The sequence below is a fragment of the Mycobacterium sp. genome (genome assembly GCF_965229105.1).
Taxonomy (GTDB): domain Bacteria; phylum Actinomycetota; class Actinomycetes; order Mycobacteriales; family Mycobacteriaceae; genus Mycobacterium.
This window is the reverse complement of record NZ_OZ245858.1, coordinates 4,914,278-4,934,121: the sequence shown is the minus strand read 5'-3', so window position 1 is coordinate 4,934,121 and position 19,844 is coordinate 4,914,278. Positions and strand designations below refer to the sequence as shown.

At 66.3% G+C, this 19,844-nt stretch carries 15 protein-coding genes; 12 read left to right on the top strand and 3 right to left on the bottom strand.

Annotation, left to right across the window (positions count from 1 at the left end; translation table 11 throughout):
• Window position 1: 1 nt before the first annotated feature.
• The 9 genes from ADBZ9O_RS23095 (at window position 2) to ADBZ9O_RS23055 (ending at window position 12,237) form a co-directional block, all read left to right on the top strand.
• Complete coding sequence (locus ADBZ9O_RS23095) at window positions 2–2,506, top strand: [protein-PII] uridylyltransferase (RefSeq protein ID WP_526525257.1); 2,505 nt, start codon at window positions 2–4, stop codon at window positions 2,504–2,506.
• A gap of 485 nt (window positions 2,507–2,991) precedes the next feature.
• The gene (locus tag ADBZ9O_RS23090; RefSeq protein WP_526525256.1) at window positions 2,992–3,957 is read left to right on the top strand and encodes a CehA/McbA family metallohydrolase; all 966 of its coding nucleotides are present in this window, start codon (window positions 2,992–2,994) and stop codon (window positions 3,955–3,957) included.
• 17 nt (window positions 3,958–3,974) lie between these two features.
• Window positions 3,975–5,627 carry an ABC transporter substrate-binding protein gene (locus tag ADBZ9O_RS23085; RefSeq protein ID WP_526525254.1) on the top strand — a complete coding sequence of 551 codons (1,653 nt, stop codon included), beginning with the start codon at window positions 3,975–3,977 and terminating at the stop codon, window positions 5,625–5,627.
• Entirely contained in the window at window positions 5,627–6,607 is a 981-nt protein-coding gene (locus ADBZ9O_RS23080) for an ABC transporter permease (RefSeq protein ID WP_526525253.1), read from the top strand. The genes ADBZ9O_RS23085 and ADBZ9O_RS23080 overlap by 1 nt, the downstream gene beginning before the upstream one ends.
• The gene (locus ADBZ9O_RS23075) at window positions 6,585–7,526 is read left to right on the top strand and encodes an ABC transporter permease (RefSeq protein WP_526525252.1); all 942 of its coding nucleotides are present in this window, start codon (window positions 6,585–6,587) and stop codon (window positions 7,524–7,526) included. The genes ADBZ9O_RS23080 and ADBZ9O_RS23075 overlap by 23 nt, the downstream gene beginning before the upstream one ends.
• On the top strand, window positions 7,523–8,485 hold the full coding sequence (locus ADBZ9O_RS23070) for an ABC transporter ATP-binding protein (RefSeq protein ID WP_526525250.1): 963 nt from the start codon (window positions 7,523–7,525) through the stop codon (window positions 8,483–8,485). Before ADBZ9O_RS23075 ends, ADBZ9O_RS23070 begins: the two co-directional genes overlap by 4 nt.
• Window positions 8,452–9,492, top strand: coding sequence for an ABC transporter ATP-binding protein (locus ADBZ9O_RS23065; protein ID WP_526525248.1), 1,041 nt, complete (start codon window positions 8,452–8,454; stop codon window positions 9,490–9,492). The genes ADBZ9O_RS23070 and ADBZ9O_RS23065 overlap by 34 nt, the downstream gene beginning before the upstream one ends.
• 100 nt (window positions 9,493–9,592) lie before the next feature.
• Window positions 9,593–11,149, top strand: a complete 1,557-nt coding sequence (gene ffh / locus ADBZ9O_RS23060) for a signal recognition particle protein (protein ID WP_526525247.1) — start codon at window positions 9,593–9,595, stop codon at window positions 11,147–11,149.
• Window positions 11,150–11,157: 8 nt separating this feature from the next.
• On the top strand, window positions 11,158–12,237 hold the full coding sequence (locus tag ADBZ9O_RS23055) for an amidohydrolase family protein (protein ID WP_526525245.1): 1,080 nt from the start codon (window positions 11,158–11,160) through the stop codon (window positions 12,235–12,237).
• Window positions 12,238–12,299: 62 nt separating this feature from the next.
• Here the strand turns inward: ADBZ9O_RS23055 and ADBZ9O_RS23050 are convergent, their stop codons facing one another.
• The gene (locus ADBZ9O_RS23050; protein WP_526525244.1) at window positions 12,300–13,544 is read right to left on the bottom strand and encodes an HNH endonuclease signature motif containing protein; all 1,245 of its coding nucleotides are present in this window, start codon (window positions 13,542–13,544) and stop codon (window positions 12,300–12,302) included.
• Window positions 13,545–13,614: 70 nt separating this feature from the next.
• Between ADBZ9O_RS23050 and ADBZ9O_RS23045 the strand changes: the two genes are divergently transcribed.
• Window positions 13,615–14,529, top strand: coding sequence for a cyclase family protein (locus ADBZ9O_RS23045; protein WP_526525242.1), 915 nt, complete (start codon window positions 13,615–13,617; stop codon window positions 14,527–14,529).
• Window positions 14,530–14,913: 384 nt separating this feature from the next.
• Window positions 14,914–16,122, top strand: coding sequence for a YbfB/YjiJ family MFS transporter (locus tag ADBZ9O_RS23040; protein ID WP_526525241.1), 1,209 nt, complete (start codon window positions 14,914–14,916; stop codon window positions 16,120–16,122).
• Window positions 16,123–16,379: 257 nt separating this feature from the next.
• On the opposite strand, the gene ADBZ9O_RS23035 is transcribed toward ADBZ9O_RS23040, so the two are convergent.
• Both ADBZ9O_RS23035 and ADBZ9O_RS23030 read right to left on the bottom strand, forming a co-directional pair.
• Window positions 16,380–17,276 (bottom strand): D-alanyl-D-alanine carboxypeptidase family protein, encoded by an 897-nt coding sequence (locus tag ADBZ9O_RS23035; RefSeq protein ID WP_526525239.1) that lies wholly within the window; start codon window positions 17,274–17,276, stop codon window positions 16,380–16,382.
• Between the two features lie 409 nt (window positions 17,277–17,685).
• Entirely contained in the window at window positions 17,686–19,227 is a 1,542-nt protein-coding gene (locus ADBZ9O_RS23030; RefSeq protein WP_526533402.1) for a diflavin oxidoreductase, read from the bottom strand.
• Between the two features lie 157 nt (window positions 19,228–19,384).
• Here ADBZ9O_RS23030 and ADBZ9O_RS23025 point away from each other — a divergent pair, with 157 nt between their 5' ends.
• Complete coding sequence (locus tag ADBZ9O_RS23025) at window positions 19,385–19,816, top strand: nuclear transport factor 2 family protein (RefSeq protein ID WP_526525238.1); 432 nt, start codon at window positions 19,385–19,387, stop codon at window positions 19,814–19,816.
• The last annotated feature ends 28 nt before the right edge of the window (window positions 19,817–19,844 follow it).

Below are 19,844 nucleotides of genomic sequence, written 5' to 3'. Positions count from 1 at the left end.
CATGAAGAAGACACCAGATCCCGCCGCCGGCCCCTCCTCATGGGAGGGCCCGGCGGCGGGCTCGTCAAAGCCGGCCAATGATCTCAAGGCTGCGGTCAAGCAGTTACTCGTAGGCGGTAAGAACCAACTGGATTCGGTCGCGCTGCGGGATGCGCTGCTCGATCTGCATGAATTCTGGCTCACCACCAAGGCCACCGAAATCGGTATCACCGCGACCAGCGGGTTCGCGATCGTCGCCACCGGCGGGCTCGGGCGTGGCGAGCTGGTGCCGTATTCGGACCTCGACCTGATGTTGTTGCACGACAACATGCCCGCCGAGATTGTCAGCCAGGTTGCCGAACAGTTGTGGTATCCGTTGTGGGACGCCAATATTCGGCTGGATCACAGCGTCCGTACGGTCCCAGAGGCGTTGACGGTGGCCGCGGAGGACACCTCCGCGGGGCTGGCGATGCTCGAAGCCAGACATATCGCCGGGGACTCCGACCTGTCGAACCTGCTGATCGCTGGTGCGCGCAGGCAGTGGCGTACCGGAATTGCCTCGCGTTTCGAGGAACTCGTCGAGCACACCCAATCCCGTTGGCAGCGCAGCGGTCAGATCGCCCACCGGGCCGAACCTGATCTGAAATGCGGCCGCGGGGGACTGCGGGATGTCCAGCTGCTCAACGCACTGGCAATCGCGCAGCTGGCCGATGTGTACCCGAGCCAATCGCTGGTATCGCCCACCGGTTCACTCGGCGGTGCCCACCTGGCGCTGCTGAACGTACGCACCGAACTGCATCGGGTATCGGGCCGCGGCCGTGATCAACTCCTTGCCCAGAGCGCCGACGAGATCGGCGCGGCTTTGCGTATCGGTGACCGGTTCGACCTGGCCCGGATGCTCTCTGACGCGGCCCGCACGATCAGTTACTACGTGGACGCTGGTTTGCGCACCGCCGGAAATGCGTTGCCGCGCCGCGGTTTCGCCGCGCTGCGCCGCCCAGTGCGGCGTCCGCTGGACGAAGGAGTCATCGAGTTCAACGGCGAGGTCATCCTGGCCCGCGACGCCAGACCCGAACGTGATCCGGGGCTGATCCTGCGGGTGGCGGCCGCCTCGGCGAGCACCGGGCTGCCGATGTCGTCGTCCACCCTGAGCCGGTTGGCCGATTCGGCTCCCGAGCTCCGCACCCCCTGGCCCCGCCAGGCGCTCAAGGATCTGCTGGTCATGCTGGCCGCCGGGCCCACCACGGTGGCGACGGTGGAGGCCCTGGACCGCACAGGTCTGTGGGGCCGGCTGTTCCCCGAGTGGGGCGCGGTGCGCGATCTGCCGCCCCGCGATGTCGTGCACATCTGGACCGTGGATCGGCATTTGGTTGAAACAGTCTCGCGGGCAAGTGCTTTCACCACCAGGGTGTCGAGACCGGATCTGTTGGTGCTCGGTGCGCTGGTGCACGATATCGGCAAGGGTCGCGGCGGCGATCACAGCGTGATCGGTGCAGAGCTGGCCACCCAGATCGGCACCCGCCTGGGGATGTGGCCCTCCGATGTCGAGACCCTGTCGGCGATGGTGCGCTATCACCTGCTGCTACCGGATACCGCGACCCGAAAGGATCTACAGGATCCCGACACCATCGCCGGCGTGGTCAACGCGCTCGGCGGTGACCCGGTGCTGCTCGAACTTCTGCATGCACTGGCTGAGGCCGATTCGCTGGCGACCGGTCCCGGGGTGTGGGGGGACTGGAAGGCGTCGCTGATCGGTGATCTGGTCCGGCGCTGCCGAGTGATGATGGCCGGTGAAGAGCTGCCGCACGCCGACCCCGTCGACCCGCACTATCTGGCCCTGGCCGCCGAAGCCGGCGGCGTCCACGTGGAGATGAAACCAGGCGAGAGTGCGCACACCTTCAACGTCACGATGATTGCGCCGGATCGCCGCGGGCTGTTGTCGAAAGCGGCCGGGGTCCTGGCCCTGAACTCGCTGCGCGTGCATTCGGCGTCGGTGAACAGTCACGAAGGTTCGGCGATCAACACCTTTGCGGTATCGCCGCATTTCGGCTCGCCGCCCGCCGCTGAGCTACTACGCCAGCAGTTCATCCTGGCGCTGCAGGGCGAACTCGACGTCTTCGCCTCATTGGAGCGCCGTGATCGCGATACCGCCCAGTCGGGTACTCGGGCCGGTGAGGTACGGGCCGCGGTCCCGGTGAACCCCGCGGCACCGCCACGCATCCTCTGGCATGACGGTGCGGGTCCCGGCCAGCTGGTGGTACAGGTCAGGGCGGCCGACCGCACCGGGCTGCTGGCCGTGTTGACCGGTGTCTTCGAGCGCGCCGGGGTGGATATCGCCTGGGCGAAGGTCACCACGCTCGGCTCGTCGGTCGTCGACGCGTTCTGCATCGTCGTACCCGCACTCACTACCGGTGTCTCTCACGCCACCGCGCCCGAGTACGCCGCGGTGCGCGAGAGCCTTGAGCGTGAGCTTTACGCGGTGTTGCCGGCGCCGACACCGGTGAAGCCCGTTGAGGAAGCCAGCTAGGCACGTGACGATGCGGGCCCGGCAGCCAAGCACGTAGCGGCGCACAAGTTCACCACAGGTTCATCTTGATGAACGTCAGATGCCCGACAAGGTAACGACATTCGATCGTTCGATGTCTGGATTCGCACGGTTCATCCCACGGCCATCTGGTGGTGCCGGCGAGCACTATGAACCGGTTCGTGACAGCAAAGTGGCGACCAGTCCTCGGTCGTCCGGTGACATTACCCGGGGCGGATTCGAATCATGTTGTTGCCCTTGGCATTATGAACTTAGTTCGGCGCGGTGCGCACCGTGGCGAAGACGGTATCCCGGCTGGATCGGTAACGCCGGGAACCGTCTTTCAGTACCGGGAGCCTGCCGTGGACCGGCGTTAATATGTTGATCGGGTACGCATTTCGCAGCTTCCGTCGATCGATTGAACGTTCAGTCGATCCGCGTGTAACCTCCGGCTGACCGAGGGCGCGAACGACGAGAAGTGGATCTCAATGCTCACAGAACCCAGTGTGTTTGAGCGTGCCGGAGAATGGCTGCGCTGCGCACTGCACACACATTCCACCGTCAGCGACGGTGACCTGCCGCCCAGTGCGGTCGCCCGCCACTATGCGACGGCCGGCTTCGACGTGCTGGCGCTCACCGACCACTGGCGGCTGGCCACGGTCGACGATGTCCCGGAAATCTTGATGGTTCCCGGGGCCGAGCTGACCGCAGATCTTGGACCGGTGGGTTGGACCGTCGACCTGCTCGTCTACGGAATCCAGGACATCCCAGCGGATCCGGGTGGGGACCGGCGCAATTGGCTGGTCAACACCGAAGAGCACTGGGAACAGCGCACGTTTGCCTCGGTGGAAGCCGGCGCGGCCTGGGCGCATGAGCAGGGCGGGGTCGCCTATCTCGCTCACCCGTACTGGACCGGCGCGGGTTCGTCTGCCTTCGATGCTCCGCACCTGGCCGGTATCGAGATCTATAACGGTAGCGGCGAATATGAGGGCGGTCGTGGTGACTCGTCGCTGCTGTGGGACGAGGCATTGCAGCGCGGCCTGCGGCTGCACGCGATCGCCACTGACGACTCGCATATGCCGCTCTTCGATATCGGGCTGGCCTGGACCTGGGTGAAGGTGGCCGAACGGAGCTCCGCCGCCGTCGTCGAGGCACTGCGGGCCGGCCACGCCTACGGCTCGACCGGACCACTTATCTACGACGTGCGTACCGATGACAACGGTATCGAGGTCCGCTGCTCGCCAGTGCGTTCCATCCATGTAACGACCAACCGAGAGAATGGGGCCAGCGTGACCGCCGGAAGAGCCGGACGCCGCTGCGGGCGGATCCTCGACACAGACAGCACCGGTCTTATCACCCACGCACGCGTCGACATCGACCCACATGGGGTGGATTACGCGCGGGTGCGGGTGGTTGACGCTGCTGGTCACCAGGCATGGACGAACGTCCTGTGAACGCACGCATGAACGTCATGAGACGACGAACGACGGCGATAGTCGCGGTGACGGCGTTGCTGGCCGCAGGGTGCTCGAAGAGTGCCAGCACCGACACGGACAACGTACTCACCATCGGCACCACCTACTACATCGAATCGCTCAACCCGTTTGTCGGCATCGAAACACAAGACAGCACAGCGTATTCGATGCTTTACCCACAGCTGGTGCAATATGGCCCAGGTCTGAAGCTGGAGGGCGACTGGGCTCAGGAATGGACCGAAACACCCGACGGTCGCACCATCACCTTTAAGCTCCACGACGGCAAGTGGTCCGACGGCCAGGACCTGACCGCCGACGACGCGGTATGGACCATCGACACCATCCGCAAGTACGCCGACGGTGCCACCGCCTCGATGGCCAAGGTGCTCGCCGGGGTTTCCTCGGCCGAGGCTCCAGATCCGCACACGCTGGTGATCCATTACGAGCAGCCGATGGGTCCGGCGATGGCCAACCTGGAGCAGATGTACATCCTGCCCAAACATGTCTGGGCGCCGCACGCGACCGCCGCGGACGGTTCCGGTCTGACCGAGTTCAAGCCAGAACAGCAGCTGCCGGTGGTGGCCGGTGGGCCATTCACCGTCAGCAAGTACGAGGAAAAGGGCACCACGGTTTTCACGCCCAACCCGAACTTCTACGGACCCAAACCGCACGCGTCGGCCGTCGCACTGACCTACTACACCAACCCCACCGCGATGATCGCCGACCTCAAGGCGGATCGGCTTGGCTTCGTCGACGCGATCCCGTTCAAAGACGCCGCCGAGTTGCGATCGACGCCGGGAATCCGCCTCGATAGCCAGCCCGGTAACGAGGTGACCAACTTCGGGTTCAACTCCAGCGACGCCAAGAAGCAGAACCGCGAACTGCTCGATCCGCGACTGCGCGAGGCGTTCGAGTACGCCCTGCCCCGTGAGCAGATTGCCCAGACAGTGTTCGGCGGTGAGGCCAAGCCATGGGCGAACATCCTGTCGGGTTGGTCGGGTGACTGGGTCAACCCGCAGGTGCAGCCGCTACCCAACGATGTCGACAAGACCAATCAGATCCTCGACTCGCTGGGCTATCGGCGGGGACCCGACGGTGTGCGGGTGGTGCCCGCCACCAGCGGTGAGCATGCCCAGCCCGCACATCCCATGCGCTACACGGTGATCGTGCCCAATGACACCGACTACGACGGCCACCTGCAGTTCACCCTGTTGCAGAGCGCGTTCGAGAAGGCAGGCGTGCAGCTGACGGAGCAGGCGGGTGGTGACGGCACTCAGGCGTACGCGTTGATCACCGCGCCGGACGGCAAGTACGAAGACGCCGACATGTTCACCTGGTACTGGCACCCCTATATCGACCCGGACTTCAACCTGGGCGTGGTCACCACCAGTGAGCTCGACAACAACAGTGACACCGGATGGAGCGACCCCGCATACGATGCGCTCTACGAAAGTCAGCGCACCACTGTAGATCCCGCCGCGCGCCGTGACCTCGTCTGGCAGGCCGAGGCCGAGATCGCCAGGGCGCGGCCCTATATCCAGGTGGTAGAGACCAATCTGGTCACCGCAAGCTCGACAGGCTGGACCGGCTTCGAGCCGACGTTGTTCACACTGGGGAAGGCCTACTACACGAGTCCGAGGCGCGCTTGATGCCTGCGCTGAGCAGGATCTGGTTCGCACTGGTCACCGCAGTTGTCGCCGCGACGATCAACTTCTTTCTTTTTCGGGTGATGCCGGGCAACGCGGTGTCGGCTTTGCGCTGCCGCAGCTGTACCCCACAGCTGCGGCAGGCGCTGCTGGAGCGTTACGGACTCGACGCCCCGCTGCCCGCGCAGTACCTGCGCTATCTGGGCCAGTTGGCGCGCGGCGACCTGGGCATCAGCACGGCCAGCGGAAAACCGGTGTGGGAGGCCGTCGTCGGCCCGCTGCTCAACACGCTGCCGATGCTTGTCGCGGGCACCATCATCGCGTTGGTGCTCGGTGTCGCCAGTGGGGTGGTATCGGCGTGGCGGCGCGGGACGGTGCTCGATTCCGCCTCGCAGTGGACCAGCCTGGCCTGCTACGCGATGCCGACACAGTGGATCGGTCTCCTCGTGGTGTTCTATCTCGCTGCGGCCGTTGGCCTTCCGGCGGTAGGTATCCAGAGCGCCACTCTCGGCGTCCTGGGGGAACCGTCGACGTGGGATCTACTGGCGGACCGCACCGAGCATCTGATCCTGCCGGCGCTGACCCTCGGCATCGGCTCCTACGGGCAGTACGCCATCGTCACTCGGTCGGCGATGCTCGACACCCTCGGTGAGGATTACATCCTCACCGCACGGGCCAAGGGGCTGCGGGACGCGACAATCGTCCGTCGCCACGCCTTGGGCAATGCGATGCTGCCGCTGGTCACCATCGTGGCGCTGTCGGCTGGTTCGATCGTCGCGGGCGCGATTGTGGTGGAGGACGTATTCAGTTACCCCGGAATCGGATTCGCTGTCGTCGATGCGATCGATAAGCGTGACTACCCAGTGCTACAGGGTATCTTTCTGCTGCTGACTGTCGCGGTGATCATGGCGAACTTGGTGGCCGATCTCATCTATGTCCGCATCGATCCGAGGATCTCCCATGGTCGCGTCGCGCTCGGCTGAGCGGGTCAGCGGCGCCGCACGGGCGCCGGGTGCCCTGCGCCGGCTCGTCAGTGGCAACCGCCAGACGGCGGTGGGGTTGTGCGCGCTGGCGGTCTTCGCCGCGGTTGCGCTGTTGGCCTCGGTGATCTCCCCGGCCGGCATCAACACTCAATTCTCCAACGGGTTTGCCGCCCCCACCGCAGGTCATCCACTCGGGCTGGACGGCGGTGGTTTCGACGTACTCAGCCGGCTCGTGCACGGCGCCCAGACGTCGCTGCTGGTGGGTTCGGTCGCTGCGCTGGTCGGCATGCTGATCGGCGGTGTGATCGGGGTTGTCGCAGGGTATTTCGGCGGGCGAACCGATGGTGTCCTGATGCGGATCACCGACTACTTCCTGGTCATCCCCGACATTCCGCTGATGATCGTCGCCGCCGCGGTGTTCGGCCAGAGCTTGGGCAACATCGTGATCGTCATCGGGCTGGTCTACTGGGCCTCGACCGCACGACTTATTCGGGCGCAGGTGATGTCGGTGCGGCAACGCACCTTTGTGCGGCGGGTGGAAGCGATGGGCGCCTCGCCGTTGTCGGTGCTGGCTCGCCACGTGGTACCGCATGTGACACCCCTGCTGGTCGCCAACACCGTGCTGATGGTGGCCAATGCGATCTTCGCCGAGACCTACATCAGCTTCCTCGGGCTCGGGGACCCGTCGGTGGTGTCGTGGGGCCGGATGATCCAGGACGCACTCGATCAGGGTGCGGTGGTCGCAGATGCGTGGTGGGTGGTGCTGCCACCCGGTCTGGCGGTGACGCTGGTGGTGCTGGCCGCCACCATTGCCGGTCAGGGGATGGAGGATTCGCTCAACCCCCGGCTGCGGGTCGGTCATCTGGCCGTCCGGCGGTTTCGGGTGCGGCCGCACTACGCAGAGTCGGGGCGCGCATGACGCCGCTGCTGCAGGTGCGGGACCTACATGTCGACTTCGACTTGGGTAAGTCGCGGGTCTGTGCGGTCCGCGGCGTGTCTTTCACCCTCGAGGCGCGCAGCCGCCTCGGGATCGTCGGCGAATCGGGATGCGGCAAGTCCACCGCGGTGCTGGCGATGATGGGTTTGCTGCCGCCCAACGCCGAGGTCTGCGGACAGGTGTTGCTCGACGGCGTCGACATCCTGGCAGGGGGCGACTCCGGTATGCGTCCGTACCGCTGGTGCGATATCGCGATGGTGTTCCAGGGGGCGATGAACGCTTTCAACCCGGTGCGCACCGTGGCTGATCAGATCGCCGAGCCGATCCGGCTGCACCGCGGCGCATCCCGCAGACAGGCTGACAGGCGTGTCGCGGAATTGCTTGAACTCGTTGGCATCCCGGCGCAGCGGGCGGCGCGCTACCCGCACGAGTTCTCTGGCGGGATGCGCCAGCGTGCTGCGCTGGCCATGGCGCTGGCGTGCGGGCCTAAGGTGCTGTTGGCCGACGAGCCGACCACCGCACTGGATGTCATCGTGGCGGCTGAAATCCTCGAGCTGCTGCGACACGTCACCGATGATCTCGGCGTGGCCTTGGTGTTCATCAGCCATGACCTGCCTGCCGTCGCGCAGGTGGCCGAGCAGGTGGCGGTGATGTACGCCGGGCTCGTCGTCGAGGCGGCCCCGGTGGCTCGGCTGCTCACTGCTCCCGAACACCCATATACGACCGCGCTGCTGGCCGCCATCCCCAACCCGATGGCAGACGCCGCAGTGCGCTCCATCCCCGGCGAACCGCCGAGACTCGACGCCCCTGTCACTGGATGTGCGTTCGCGCCGCGTTGCCCGTCGGTGACGGAGATCTGCCGAATCAGTGAGCCGCCCAACAGGTTCGACGGTGACAGCCTCGTCGCGTGTCACCTGCCTGCGCCGACCAGGGTGCCGTGATGGGCGCGCCGCTGCTGGAGTTGTCCGACCTCACCGTGCGCTACCCTGTCGGCCCGGCCGGGCTCTTCGGCCGGACGCGGTCCGTGGTGCATGCCGTCGAGCAGGTGTCGCTGCGGCTGGGTGCGGGCGAGATCGTGGCATTGGTGGGCGAATCCGGTTGCGGGAAAAGCAGTGTCGCGCGCGCCATCACCGGGCTGCAGCGGGCCACCGGCGGACATGTCTTTTTCGATGGTGTCGACTTGGCCGGGCTGCGCGGTAGGGCGCTGCAGCCCTATCGCAGGGCGATCCAGCTGGTCCATCAGGATCCCTACGACTCGCTCGATCCGCGAATGACCGTGCGCGCGATCGTCGAGGAGGGGCTGCGCATTCACCAGGTACCGCGCGGCGAACGTAACGACACCGTGCGCCGCGCGCTGGAACGGGTGGGGCTCTCACCCGCGGAGTGGGTGCTCGACCGCTTCCCGCACCAGCTGTCCGGCGGGCAGCGTCAGCGGGTGGCCATCGCCGCCGCCGTAGCACTGACGCCCCGCCTGCTGGTGGCCGACGAGCCGGTCTCCATGCTCGACGTCTCGGTGCGTGCCAGTGTGCTCACACTCATCGACGACCTGCGCCGCGACGGCTTGGCGGTCCTGCTGATCACCCACGACCTTGCCAGCGCCGCGGTGCTGGCGGACCGGCTTGCGGTGATGTACCTCGGACGGATCGTCGAGGAGGGACCCGTCGCGCAGGTCCTGCGTACCCCGGCTCACCCGTACAGCCGTGCGCTGCTGTCGGCGATGCCGTCGCCGGATCCCGCAGTGCGAACCCGCCCCGAGGTGGTTCCAGGCGAGCTTCCCGATGCTGTGCACCCACCACCAGGGTGTGCCTTCGCCGCGCGGTGCCCGGTGGCAGAGCCCTCGTGCCGAACCGAACTGCCACTGCTGACGAGCGTCGGGGCCGCACACCGGGCGGCCTGTCTCGTTGCGGCCCGCTCAGCGGCTTTCGACGGTGTTGGCCCACGGCCCTGACCAGCACCTGGGGTATCACGACAACTCCGGTTACACCGGATTCGGGTGTCGAGCATCTGCGGGTAGTGAGTGCGGCGGGCCGGGCAGATAGGCTTGCCAGGTGTTTGAATCCCTGTCCGACCGGTTGACCGGTGCGCTGACTGGCCTGCGTGGTAAGGGCCGGCTGACTGACGCCGATATCGACGCCACTGCCCGCGAGATCAGACTGGCGCTCCTCGAGGCGGACGTGTCGTTGCCCGTCGTGCGGGCCTTCGTCACCAGGATCAAGGAGCGGGCCAAGGGTGCCGAGGTCTCCGGTGCGCTCAACCCCGCTCAGCAGGTCGTCAAGATCGTCAACGAGGAGCTCGTCGGCATCCTCGGCGGTCAGACCAGAACCCTGGCCTTCGCCAAGACGCCGCCCACGGTGATCATGCTCGCCGGCCTGCAAGGTGCCGGTAAGACCACTCTGGCCGGCAAACTCGCGAAATGGCTTCGCGGACAAGGGAACACCCCGATCCTGGTGGCCTGCGACCTGCAGCGCCCCGGTGCGGTCAGCCAGCTGAAGATCGTCGGTGAGCGTGCGGGTGTCGCCGTGTTCGCCCCGCATCCCGGAACCGCGGAAGGTTCCCACGACGCGCCCCCCGGTGATCCGGTCGCCGTCGCGGCGGCGGGTATCGCCGAGGCCAAGGCCAAACACTTCGACGTTGTCATCGTCGACACCGCGGGCCGCCTCGGTATCGACGAGGAACTGATGCGCCAGGCCGCGGGTATCCGCGACGCCGTCGACCCCGACGAGGTCCTTTTCGTCCTGGACGCGATGATCGGGCAGGACGCCGTCGCCACCGCCGAAGCGTTCCGCGAGGGTGTCGGGTTCACCGGCGTGGTCCTGACCAAGCTGGACGGTGACGCCCGCGGCGGCGCGGCGCTGTCGGTCCGCGAAGTGACCGGCGTACCCATTCTGTTCGCCTCCACCGGTGAAAAACTGGAGGACTTCGACGTCTTCCACCCCGACCGGATGGCGGGCCGCATCCTCGGCATGGGCGACGTCCTGTCGCTCATCGAGCAGGCCGAACAGGTCTTCGACGCGCAGAAGGCCGAGGAGGCCGCCGCCAAGATCGGTTCCGGCGAGCTCACGCTGGAAGACTTCCTCGAACAGATGCTGGCCATCCGCAAGATGGGCCCGATCGGCAACCTGCTCGGCATGCTGCCCGGCGCTGGCCAGATGAAGGACGCACTGGCCGCGGTCGACGACAGCCAGCTTGACCGGTTGCAGGCGATCATCCGCGGTATGACCCCCGCCGAGCGGGCCGACCCGAAGATCATCAACGCGTCGCGTCGCCTGCGCATCGCGAATGGATCCGGGGTGTCGGTGTCTGAAGTTAACTCGCTCGTGGATCGCTTCTTCGAGGCTCGCAAGATGATGGCCTCGATGGCAGGCAAATTCGGTATGCCAGGTGCCAACCGCAAGGCCAATCAGCGCAAGAACGCCAAGGGTAAGAAGGGCAAGAAGGGCAACAGCCGCGGCCCGACGCCGCCGAAGGCACGCAATCCGTTACTGGGTGCGGGCGCTCCCGGCGGCTTTCCCGATTTGTCCCAGATGCCGCCCGGTCTCGACGAATTACCGCCCGGTCTGGCCAATTTCGATCTTTCCAAGTTGAAGTTCCCGGGCCAGAAGTAGGTCGCCCGGTGCGCCTTCATGTGCGCGGCCGTGGCCTGCCTGACGGCGAACCCGCGCAGTGGTGGGTGGTCGGGAATGAAGGCGCCGGTGTATTGAGTTCTGAGCCGGTCGCTGACGCTGACACCATCTGGGACGGCGGCTGGATCGTGCCCGGGCTGGTCGACGCGCACTGCCATGTCGGCCTCGGCCCCGGTGGGGCGGTGCCGCTCGACGAGGCGGTCACCCAGGCCGAAACCGAGCGCGGCGCAGGCGCATTGCTGCTGCGTGACGCGGGCTCGCCGGTGGACACCCGCAGCTTCGACGAGCGCGACGACCTGCCCCGCATCATCCGCGCCGGCCGCCATCTGGCCCGACCCAAGCGCTATCTGCCGAATGTGCCGATCGACGTCGACGACGAAGCACAGCTGCCCGAGTTCATCGCCGAACAGGCCCGACGCGGCGACGGCTGGGTGAAGCTGGTGGGGGACTGGATCGACCGTGGCGTCGGCGATCTGGCCCCGTTGTGGTCCGATGACGTACTGACCGCTGCGATTGCAGCTGCTCACGCCAACGGTGCCCGCGTCACCGCGCATGTTTTCGGCGAGGACGCGCTGCCGGGCCTGATCAACGCCGGGATCGACTGCATCGAACACGGCACCGGCATCACCGAGGACGTCATCGACCTGATGCTCGCCAACGGCACCGCACTGGTGCCCACCCTGATCAACATCGAGAATTTTCCCGGAATCGCCGACGCGGCAGCCAAGTACCCGACGTACGCCAAGCACATGCGGGATCTCTACGGGTCGTGCCGTGCGCGGGTGGGTGCGGCGCGGGAGGCCGGGGTGCCGATCTATGCCGGTACCGATGCCGGCGGGATGATCGCCCACGGCCGCATCGCCGACGAGGTCGAGGCACTCAAGGGCATCGGGATGGACCCGACCGAGGCGCTGGGTGCGGCGTCGTGGTCGGCCCGCAGTTGGTTGAGGCGGCCCGGTTTGGAGCATGGCGCGCCCGCGGATCTGTTGTGCTTCGCCGACGACCCGCGGCACGGCCAACACGTACTCGGCGCACCCGATCTGGTGATCCTGCGCGGCCGGGTGTTCTAACCCGTTTGCCCGTTGGCGCGGAACGTATTCAACGGTGAGGTGCTGTGCTCCGCGCAGCGGCGTTAGTTGCTGGTCGGGGGTGGTTGTGGTTGAAAGGGGGTGTACCACCACCATTGGGCGCGTTCGCCGGTCGGCCCGGAATAGGGTGGGACTTGTGGTGGGGGTGTGGTCGGTGGGTGGGCCAGGGATCCTGGGGTGAGGGGTTCGCCTTCGTTGTCGGTGACCAGTAGGCGGTGGGCGGGGCCGGTGATGGTGATGTCTCCGCGGTGATGCATCCGGTGGTGGAAGGGGCAGACCAGCACCAGATTGCCCAGGTCGGTGGGGCCGCCGTTTTCCCAGTGCCGGATGTGGTGGGCGTGCAAACCGCGGGTGGCCCCGCAGCCGGGCACCACGCAGCAGTGGTCGCGGTGTTCGAGTGCGCGGCGCAGTCGGCGGTTGACGGTGCGGGTGGACCGTCCGGCGCCGATGAGACGTCCGCGGCGTTCGAACCAGGCTTCGCAGGTGGCATCGCAGGTCAGGTATTGGCGTTCGTCGTCGGTGAGTAGCGGGCCCAGATGCAGGCCGGCGACACGCCGATCGAGGTCGAGGTGAACCACGACGGTTGTGCGTTGGCCCTGTGGCCGTCGGGTCGCCTCGGCGTCCCAGCCCGCATCGACTAGGTGGATGAACCCGTCGACGGCGTTCGGGAACGGCGGTGCCTGCTCTGCTGTGCTGTTGTCGTGGTCGTGTTTCCAGTCGGCGACCACGGCGTCTTGATGTGAGGCCAAGGCGGCATCGAACTTCGCTGCCTCCAGTTTCGAGAGCCGGATCCGCCAGGTGGTGTAGTCGTGTCGGTCGACGGTTTTGGTGACCGACGACGACGGCGGTTCGGGTTCGGGTTCGGGTTTCGGTTCGAGCTTGACCGCAGTTCGCAACTGGTTGACGGTGGCGCTGGCGGCGAGTTGGGCGTAGTGCTCGTCGGATCCGGCGGAGGCCTGTTCGGCGATGACGCCGACTTGATCCAGTGAGTACCGGCCCGCTCGTAGGCCGTCTGCGCATTGGGGAAATTCGGTGAGCCGGTGCGCGATGGTGGCGATGGTTTCGGCGTTGCGTGGTGAGGTGCCGGTCTTCCAGGCGATGAGGGCGGGGATGGAACGCGCGCCAGTCATGCCGGCCAGGTCGTCGTGGTCGATCTCTGCGACGATGTCCACGATGCGGCCGTCGATCGCGTTGCGTTGCCCGGTCAGCTCCGCCAACTGTTCGAACAACACCGCAAGGCGCTCCTTGGGACTGAGCTCAGACACCAAAGATGTTGCGGTTAAGGACATAGCACCATCAAAGCAGAGAGGTCCGACAGAATTTTGTCACGAACTGCTTGCTCGAAGTAGCCTCTGCGTCATGTCAGATCACCGCGCCCACTTCGATTTCGAGATCCGCTTCGCCAACGGCGGAGACCTGATCGGCACCGACTTCCGGCTCGACCTGCCGTCGGCGCAGGTCGATGAGGCGGTGGTAGGACGGCTCCTTATCGAACATCTCGGGCTGGCCCTGGTGGACACCGTGGAGCTGCGGGGGCTGCGCATCGTGGCCGAACAACACCGGGGCAGCCGTGGTGTGCCGGTAGCGCCCTCGGGCGCCACCGGGCGGATCGTCGACCTCAGCCATCCGATCCGCGCCGGTCTGATCACTTATCCCGGACTGCCTGCACCCGCCATCACCCCGCACCTGACCCGGGTCGATTCCCGCGAAAAGTACGCTCCTGGAACCGAATTCGCGATGGACATCATCACCATGATCGGTAACACCGGCACTTATCTCGATTCACCGTTCCACCGCTACGCCGAGGGACCCGACCTCGCCGGGCTCGACCTCTCGACGCTGGTCGGCTTGCGCACCGAGGTGTTCCACCTGGCGGATGCGTGGGACGCCGACCGGCGCGGTATCCGGGCCGAGACGCTGGCCGATCGTGACGTGCGCGGTGCCGCGGTCCTGCTGCACACCGGGTGGGATCAGCACTTCGGCACCGAGGCCTACGGGTCGGGTGCACCGTTTCTTACTGCGGAAGGGACGCAGTACCTCATCGATGCCGGTGCGGTGCTCGTCGGGATCGACTCGGTCAATATCGATGACACCGAAGCCGGTGGTGAGCGCCCAGCCCACACCCTGCTGCTCGGTGCCGGCGTGCACGTCGTCGAACATCTGACGAACCTGGGAGCGTTGCCCGCCCACGGCGCCCGGTTCACCGCGGCCCCGCCGGCGATCGAGGGCTTCGGGACGTTCCCGGTGCGGGCATTCGCCGAGCTGGTGCTCTAGAGGAATATGCGGAGACAGCCGGGTGCCGGGCGGGTGCACTGCCGGGGCTGGCGATCGGCCGCCTGAGAGACCAAACGGGTTGTCTGGAACAGGACTCAGATGGCGGGATGTACACCTCGACTACGCGCCTTGCCTACTCAGCGACAACGTCTCCCGCGATGCGGATGTAGACGCGCACTTGTCGCGGCATGCACGCTGTTCCCCGAAGCAGGGCCGCGGCCATGTATGCACTTCTAGCCGGTCTACCAGTACGTGCGTCTGCATGTCGACGAAGCCGACCGAGGTCATTGTGGAACGTGTGACGGACACCATCGACGGACCCGTACTGCGTAGCAGTCCAACCCTGCTGAGAGTCAACGCCTTATAGCTGGGAGCAAACGTGTCGTGGCCGCGCCGCTACGCGTCATCCACGATGAGACGATGGTCTGGAATCATTCACACGTCCACATCGCCCGTGGCGCTGCGGCTTTGGCCGCCGCCATGGGCATCGGCCGGTTCGTCTACACGCCGATTCTGCCGCTGATGACGTCCCAGGCGGGGCTAAGTCCGTCGGCCGCGGGTGCTCTAGCCACCGCCAACTACGTCGGGTACCTCGTTGGAGCCCTCGCAGGTGTGGCGGTGCCCAGGCTGATCCAGACGACCGCCATGTGGCGGGTGGCGCTCGTCGCCGTCGTCGTCAGTCTGGCGCTAATGCCGACGACGCATGACGTGGTGGTCTGGTTGGTGATCCGCACGGTTGCCGGATTCGCAAGCGCCGTGCTGTTCGTGATTGCGGTCGAGTGGATGCTGGACCACGCCCGGGGCCGTTCGGCGCAGCTGCCGGGTTGGGGATTCGGCGGCGTAGGCGTCGGTATCGCTCTGTCGGGCGTGCTGGTGCTGGTCCTGCCGACTACTGGATGGCGAACCGCCTGGTGGGCGTCGGCAGCGCTCGCCGCCGCCGTCGGGGCGATTGCCTGGCGGATGCGCGGTGCCGATGGACCGCCCATCGGGGCAACGACCGCCAAACCTCCGGGTCCACGGCGTTGGTTCCTGGTCCTGCTGGCCTGCTACTCCCTCGAGGGAGTAGGATACATCATCGCGGGCACATTCCTGGTCGCAGCCATCGGACAGAGGTCACCGGGCGGGCTCGGCAACGCAGCCTGGATGCTGGTCGGCCTCGCCGCCGTACCTTCCGCGGCGGTCTGGGCAATGGCAGGCGCACGGTGGTCAGCCCCGGCGCTGCTGCTGGTGGCGCTGCTCGTGCAAGCCGGGGGGATTGCCCTGCCCGCGCTCATCGGCGGCGCGGCACCAGCGCTGATCGGCGCAGTGTCATTCGGCGGCACGTTCATCGGGGTGAGCACCATCGCGTTGGCGGCTGGCCGGCAGCTGGCCTTCCCCGGCGCCGTCGCGGTACTGACCGCCGGCTATTCGGTCGGCCAGATCGTCGGTCCGTTGGTAGTGACGCCCCTTGTGCACCATGACTTTCGTCCGGCGCTGCTGACTTCTGCGGTGCTGGTGGTGGCCGCGGCGGCGACCGCCGCGTGGCTGTGCGTCGGCTGCCGGGATCTCAGCGGTGCGGGTCGTCTACAGGCAGCCACGCCCCCGGTTCGATGACCGTGCATGACCAGAAATGCCATAACGACCCGCGACACAATTGCGACCGCAACTGGTTGTGTTAACCAGTGTTTGGCGTCAGTCCTGCTGTCATTCTTGCCCTGATCGGACGTTAGATGACCGAACCGGGGCGGCGCGCAGTGCGGTTAGCTGCTTTCAATAGTCGGGGAGCCTGACGACTCGACAATCCGCTCCAGGGACTGAGTTCTTCTGCGCCGCCGGCGGACGACGCAGGCGGCGCCCGTCGCTGCACTCTCCTACAGCGTGCCGAGACCAGCCTGCGGGCCCTGGGCGAAACCCCAATTCAGCAGTCCAGCAGCCTGATCCCAGTACGTCGGGCCGCCTTCTTTGATCAAGCCGTACATCATTGCGAACACCAGATGCCGGCCGTCGCGCTGCGCGGCACCGACGAACGTCTTACGGGCCGGATCGGTGAAACCCGTCTTGCCGCCGGTGGCGCCGGGATAGCGCATCAGTAGTTCGTCCTGGTTCACGATGGGCCTATCGCCGGTCTTGCTCGGGAACATTGCGGCGGGCTGGGCGGTGATCTGGGCGAACACCGGATTGCCCATCGCGGCGCGGAAGATGATCGCGAGGTCCCTGGGCGTGGTGTAGCCGTCGATCCCCGGGCCGTTGAGCCCTGACGGACTACCCGCGTGGGTGTCGACCGCGCCGATGGCCGCTGCCTTGGCGTTCATCTTCGCCACCGCGGTGTCGGTACCGCCCAGCAGATGCGCCAGCGTGTTGGCGGCGTCGTTCCCGGAGACCAGAAGTAACCCGTCGAGCAGTTGGCGGGCGGTGTAGGTGCGACCGGCTTCGATTCCGACACAATTACATTCGACGTGGGAGTCGGCACCGTCATCGGCCACCACCGTCGCGTCCAGCGGAACCTCGTCGAGGACCACCAGTGCCAGCAGCACCTTGATGGTGCTGGCCGGTGGGGTCCGCACATCGGCGTTCTGCGCGGCCAGGATCTCTCCGGTGTCCATATCGGCGACGATCCAGTTTGGCGCCGGGCCGTCCGGGGTCGGCACAGCTCCGATCGGCTGGACCACGGTGGCGTCCCCGCTGTCAGCGGACGCGGCCGTCGGGATCGCGATCACCGCGAGAATCAGTGCGAGGACCAATGACAGGCAGCCGAAAAGTCTGTGCATGGGTCTTGAGACTAGCCCGGTCGACGAGGCGGGTGAGGAACGAGCCCGGGGAGGGAGGGCCGGGCTGGAGAGGTGAGCCCGGTCGACGAGGCGGGTGAGGAACGAGCCCGGGGAGGGAGGGCCGGGCTGGAGAGGTGAGCCCGGTCGACGAGGCGGGTGAGGAACGAGCCCGGGGAGGGAGGGCCGGGCTGGAGAGGTGAGCCCGGTCGACGAGGCGGGTGAGGAACGAGCCCGGGGAGGGAGGGCCGGGCTGGAGAGGTGAGCCCGGTCGACGAGGCGGGTGAGGAACGAGCCCGGGGAGGGAGGGCCGGGCTGGAGAGGTGAGCCCGGTCGACGAGGCGGGTGAGGAACGAGCCCGGGGAGGGAGGGCCGGGCTGGGAGCGAGCCCACCAGGGTGGCGCCTGCAGACTCAGTACACGTCTCGGACGTACCGATGCGCTCTGATCAGCTCGTTGACGTAGATATGCGCGGCGGCCTCGCTCATTGCACCCGCGGTCGCGATCACCTCGTGCAGCGCGCGATCGACATCCTTGGCCATGTACTCGGCATCGCCGCAGACGTAGAAGTAGGCACCGTCGGCGAGCCACGCAAACAGTTCCGCTGCGTTGGCCAGCATGTGGTGCTGGACATAATCTTTGTCTTCTTGGTCGCGGGAGAACGCCAGATCCAGCCGGGTCAGCACACCTGATGCCAGATGACCCTGCAGTTCGTCGCCGTAGAGGAAATCGGTGGCCCGCCGGCGATCGCCGAAGAACAGCCACGACTTGCCCGCCGCCCCGCTGGCCCGGCGTTCCCGCAGAAACCCACGAAACGGTGCGATCCCGGTGCCGGGGCCGACCATGATGATCGGCACCTCGGATGCGGGCAGTCGGAACGCGTGGTTCGGACGAGGATGGACCAACACCGTCTCGGCGCGCTCGGCCAGGAATGTCGATGCGACGCCGCCGCGACGGCGATCACCGGCGGTGTACTGCACCGTCGCCACCGTCAGGTGCACATGATTCGGATGCTCCAGCGGGCTCGACGCAATCGAATAGTCGCGAAACTGCAAGGGGCGCAACGTATCCAACACTTCTTCGACGCTGAGGTCGGCCAGCTCGAGGAGATCGAGCACATCGTAGGAACCAGGAAAGTCAGGAACCTGTGCATCGGAGCGGGCCGCGACGATGGCGTGCAGCGCCCGCGGCGGCGTCCGGATCTCCAGGTGTTCGGTCAACAGCTCGCCGAGCGTCTCTTCGTGGTCGGCAACCATATGGTCCGGCCCGACGCCTAATTGAGCGAGGATCGCCTCGACGAGTTCGGGGTCGTTGACCGGATGGACGGCGATCGAGTCCCCGGCCTGGTAGGTAATCCCGGAGTCGCCGAGGTCGATTTCGACGTGCCGGACATCCTTATCCGATTCCGCTGCCGTGAGCCGCCGGTTCGCCACCAACCGAGCGGCGAAGGGGTTGGCGGTATCCCAGATCGAGTGCTGGCGCGTTTTTGGAATCGAGGCAGGCTCCGGCGCGGCCACTCCAGCGACCATCGGTGCGCTGCCGCGGGCGGCCTCCAATTGCTTGACCACATCGGCCATCCAGACGCTTGCGTCGCCTTCCCGATAGCAGTCGAGCTCCACCCTGCCGGTCAGCCGGGTCGCACCTAGCTCGGCCAGGCGGTCGTCGACCATCACCCCGGCGTTGCAGAACATCTCGTAGCTGCTGTCCCCGAGGGCCAGCACCGAGTACGCGAGCTGCGGTAGTTCCTCGGCCGTGGTGCCGTTGAGCATTTCCCAGAACAAGGCGCCGTTATCGGGCATCTCGCCGTCGCCGAAGGTCGAGGCCACCACGACGAGATGAGTGGCGGTCTGTAGGTCGGCGAGTTCGACGTCGTTGAGTTCAACCTCGGTCGCGTCGATCCCGACCGCCTTGAGCGCTTCCACCAGCTGGAACGCGATGTACTCCGCGGTGCCCATATCGCTGGCGTAGCCGACGATCAACGACAGGTTCGACTGGTCAGACACGCTTCCTCCACTCACTGGACTTAGGGTGACCTTAGTTGCTCGCGGGCCTGGGATGGGTGCTCCCTGGACCCGAATGTCTGTGGTCTGGAGCACAGTGTTGAATCAATTCATGTTGAGCCTGCAGGACATCTCGGACCGGCTGGAGATCCAGCAGCTGTTGGTCGACTACTCGACAGCGATCGATCAGCGTCGTTTCGATGATCTGGACGCCGTTTTCACCCCGGACGCCTATATCGACTACCGCGCGATGGGCGGTATCGACGGTAAATTCCCCGAGGTCAAGGCCTGGTTGGCGGAGGTGTTGCCGAACTTCCCGGCCTACTCCCACATGCTGGGCAACCTGTCGATCAAATTCGACGGAGACACCGCCACCTCGCGGGTCATCTGCTTCAACCCGATGGTGCTCGACTCTGGAAAGGACGGGTCCAGCCCGCAGATCATGTTCTGCGGGCTTTGGTACGACGACGAGTTCATCCGCACCCCAGACGGTTGGCGTCTGACCCGTCGGGTCGAGACCAAGACGTTCGACAAGATCATCTGATCCGTCGCGTTTTGGGGTTCGGCCTGCG

Coding starts and splice junctions, on each gene's coding strand:
- ADBZ9O_RS23085 (WP_526525254.1), top strand. CDS start 3,975: ATGAGACGACGAACGACGGCGATAGTCGCGGTGACGGCGTTGCTGGCC.
- ADBZ9O_RS23075 (WP_526525252.1), top strand. CDS start 6,585: ATGGTCGCGTCGCGCTCGGCTGAGCGGGTCAGCGGCGCCGCACGGGCG.
- ADBZ9O_RS23025 (WP_526525238.1), top strand. CDS start 19,385: ATGTTGAGCCTGCAGGACATCTCGGACCGGCTGGAGATCCAGCAGCTG.
- ADBZ9O_RS23095 (WP_526525257.1), top strand. CDS start 2: ATGAAGAAGACACCAGATCCCGCCGCCGGCCCCTCCTCATGGGAGGGC.
- ADBZ9O_RS23030 (WP_526533402.1), bottom strand. CDS start 19,227: ATGGGCACCGCGGAGTACATCGCGTTCCAGCTGGTGGAAGCGCTCAAG.
- ADBZ9O_RS23080 (WP_526525253.1), top strand. CDS start 5,627: ATGCCTGCGCTGAGCAGGATCTGGTTCGCACTGGTCACCGCAGTTGTC.
- ADBZ9O_RS23070 (WP_526525250.1), top strand. CDS start 7,523: ATGACGCCGCTGCTGCAGGTGCGGGACCTACATGTCGACTTCGACTTG.
- ADBZ9O_RS23045 (WP_526525242.1), top strand. CDS start 13,615: ATGTCAGATCACCGCGCCCACTTCGATTTCGAGATCCGCTTCGCCAAC.
- ADBZ9O_RS23090 (WP_526525256.1), top strand. CDS start 2,992: ATGCTCACAGAACCCAGTGTGTTTGAGCGTGCCGGAGAATGGCTGCGC.
- ADBZ9O_RS23035 (WP_526525239.1), bottom strand. CDS start 17,276: ATGCACAGACTTTTCGGCTGCCTGTCATTGGTCCTCGCACTGATTCTC.
- ADBZ9O_RS23050 (WP_526525244.1), bottom strand. CDS start 13,544: ATGTCCTTAACCGCAACATCTTTGGTGTCTGAGCTCAGTCCCAAGGAG.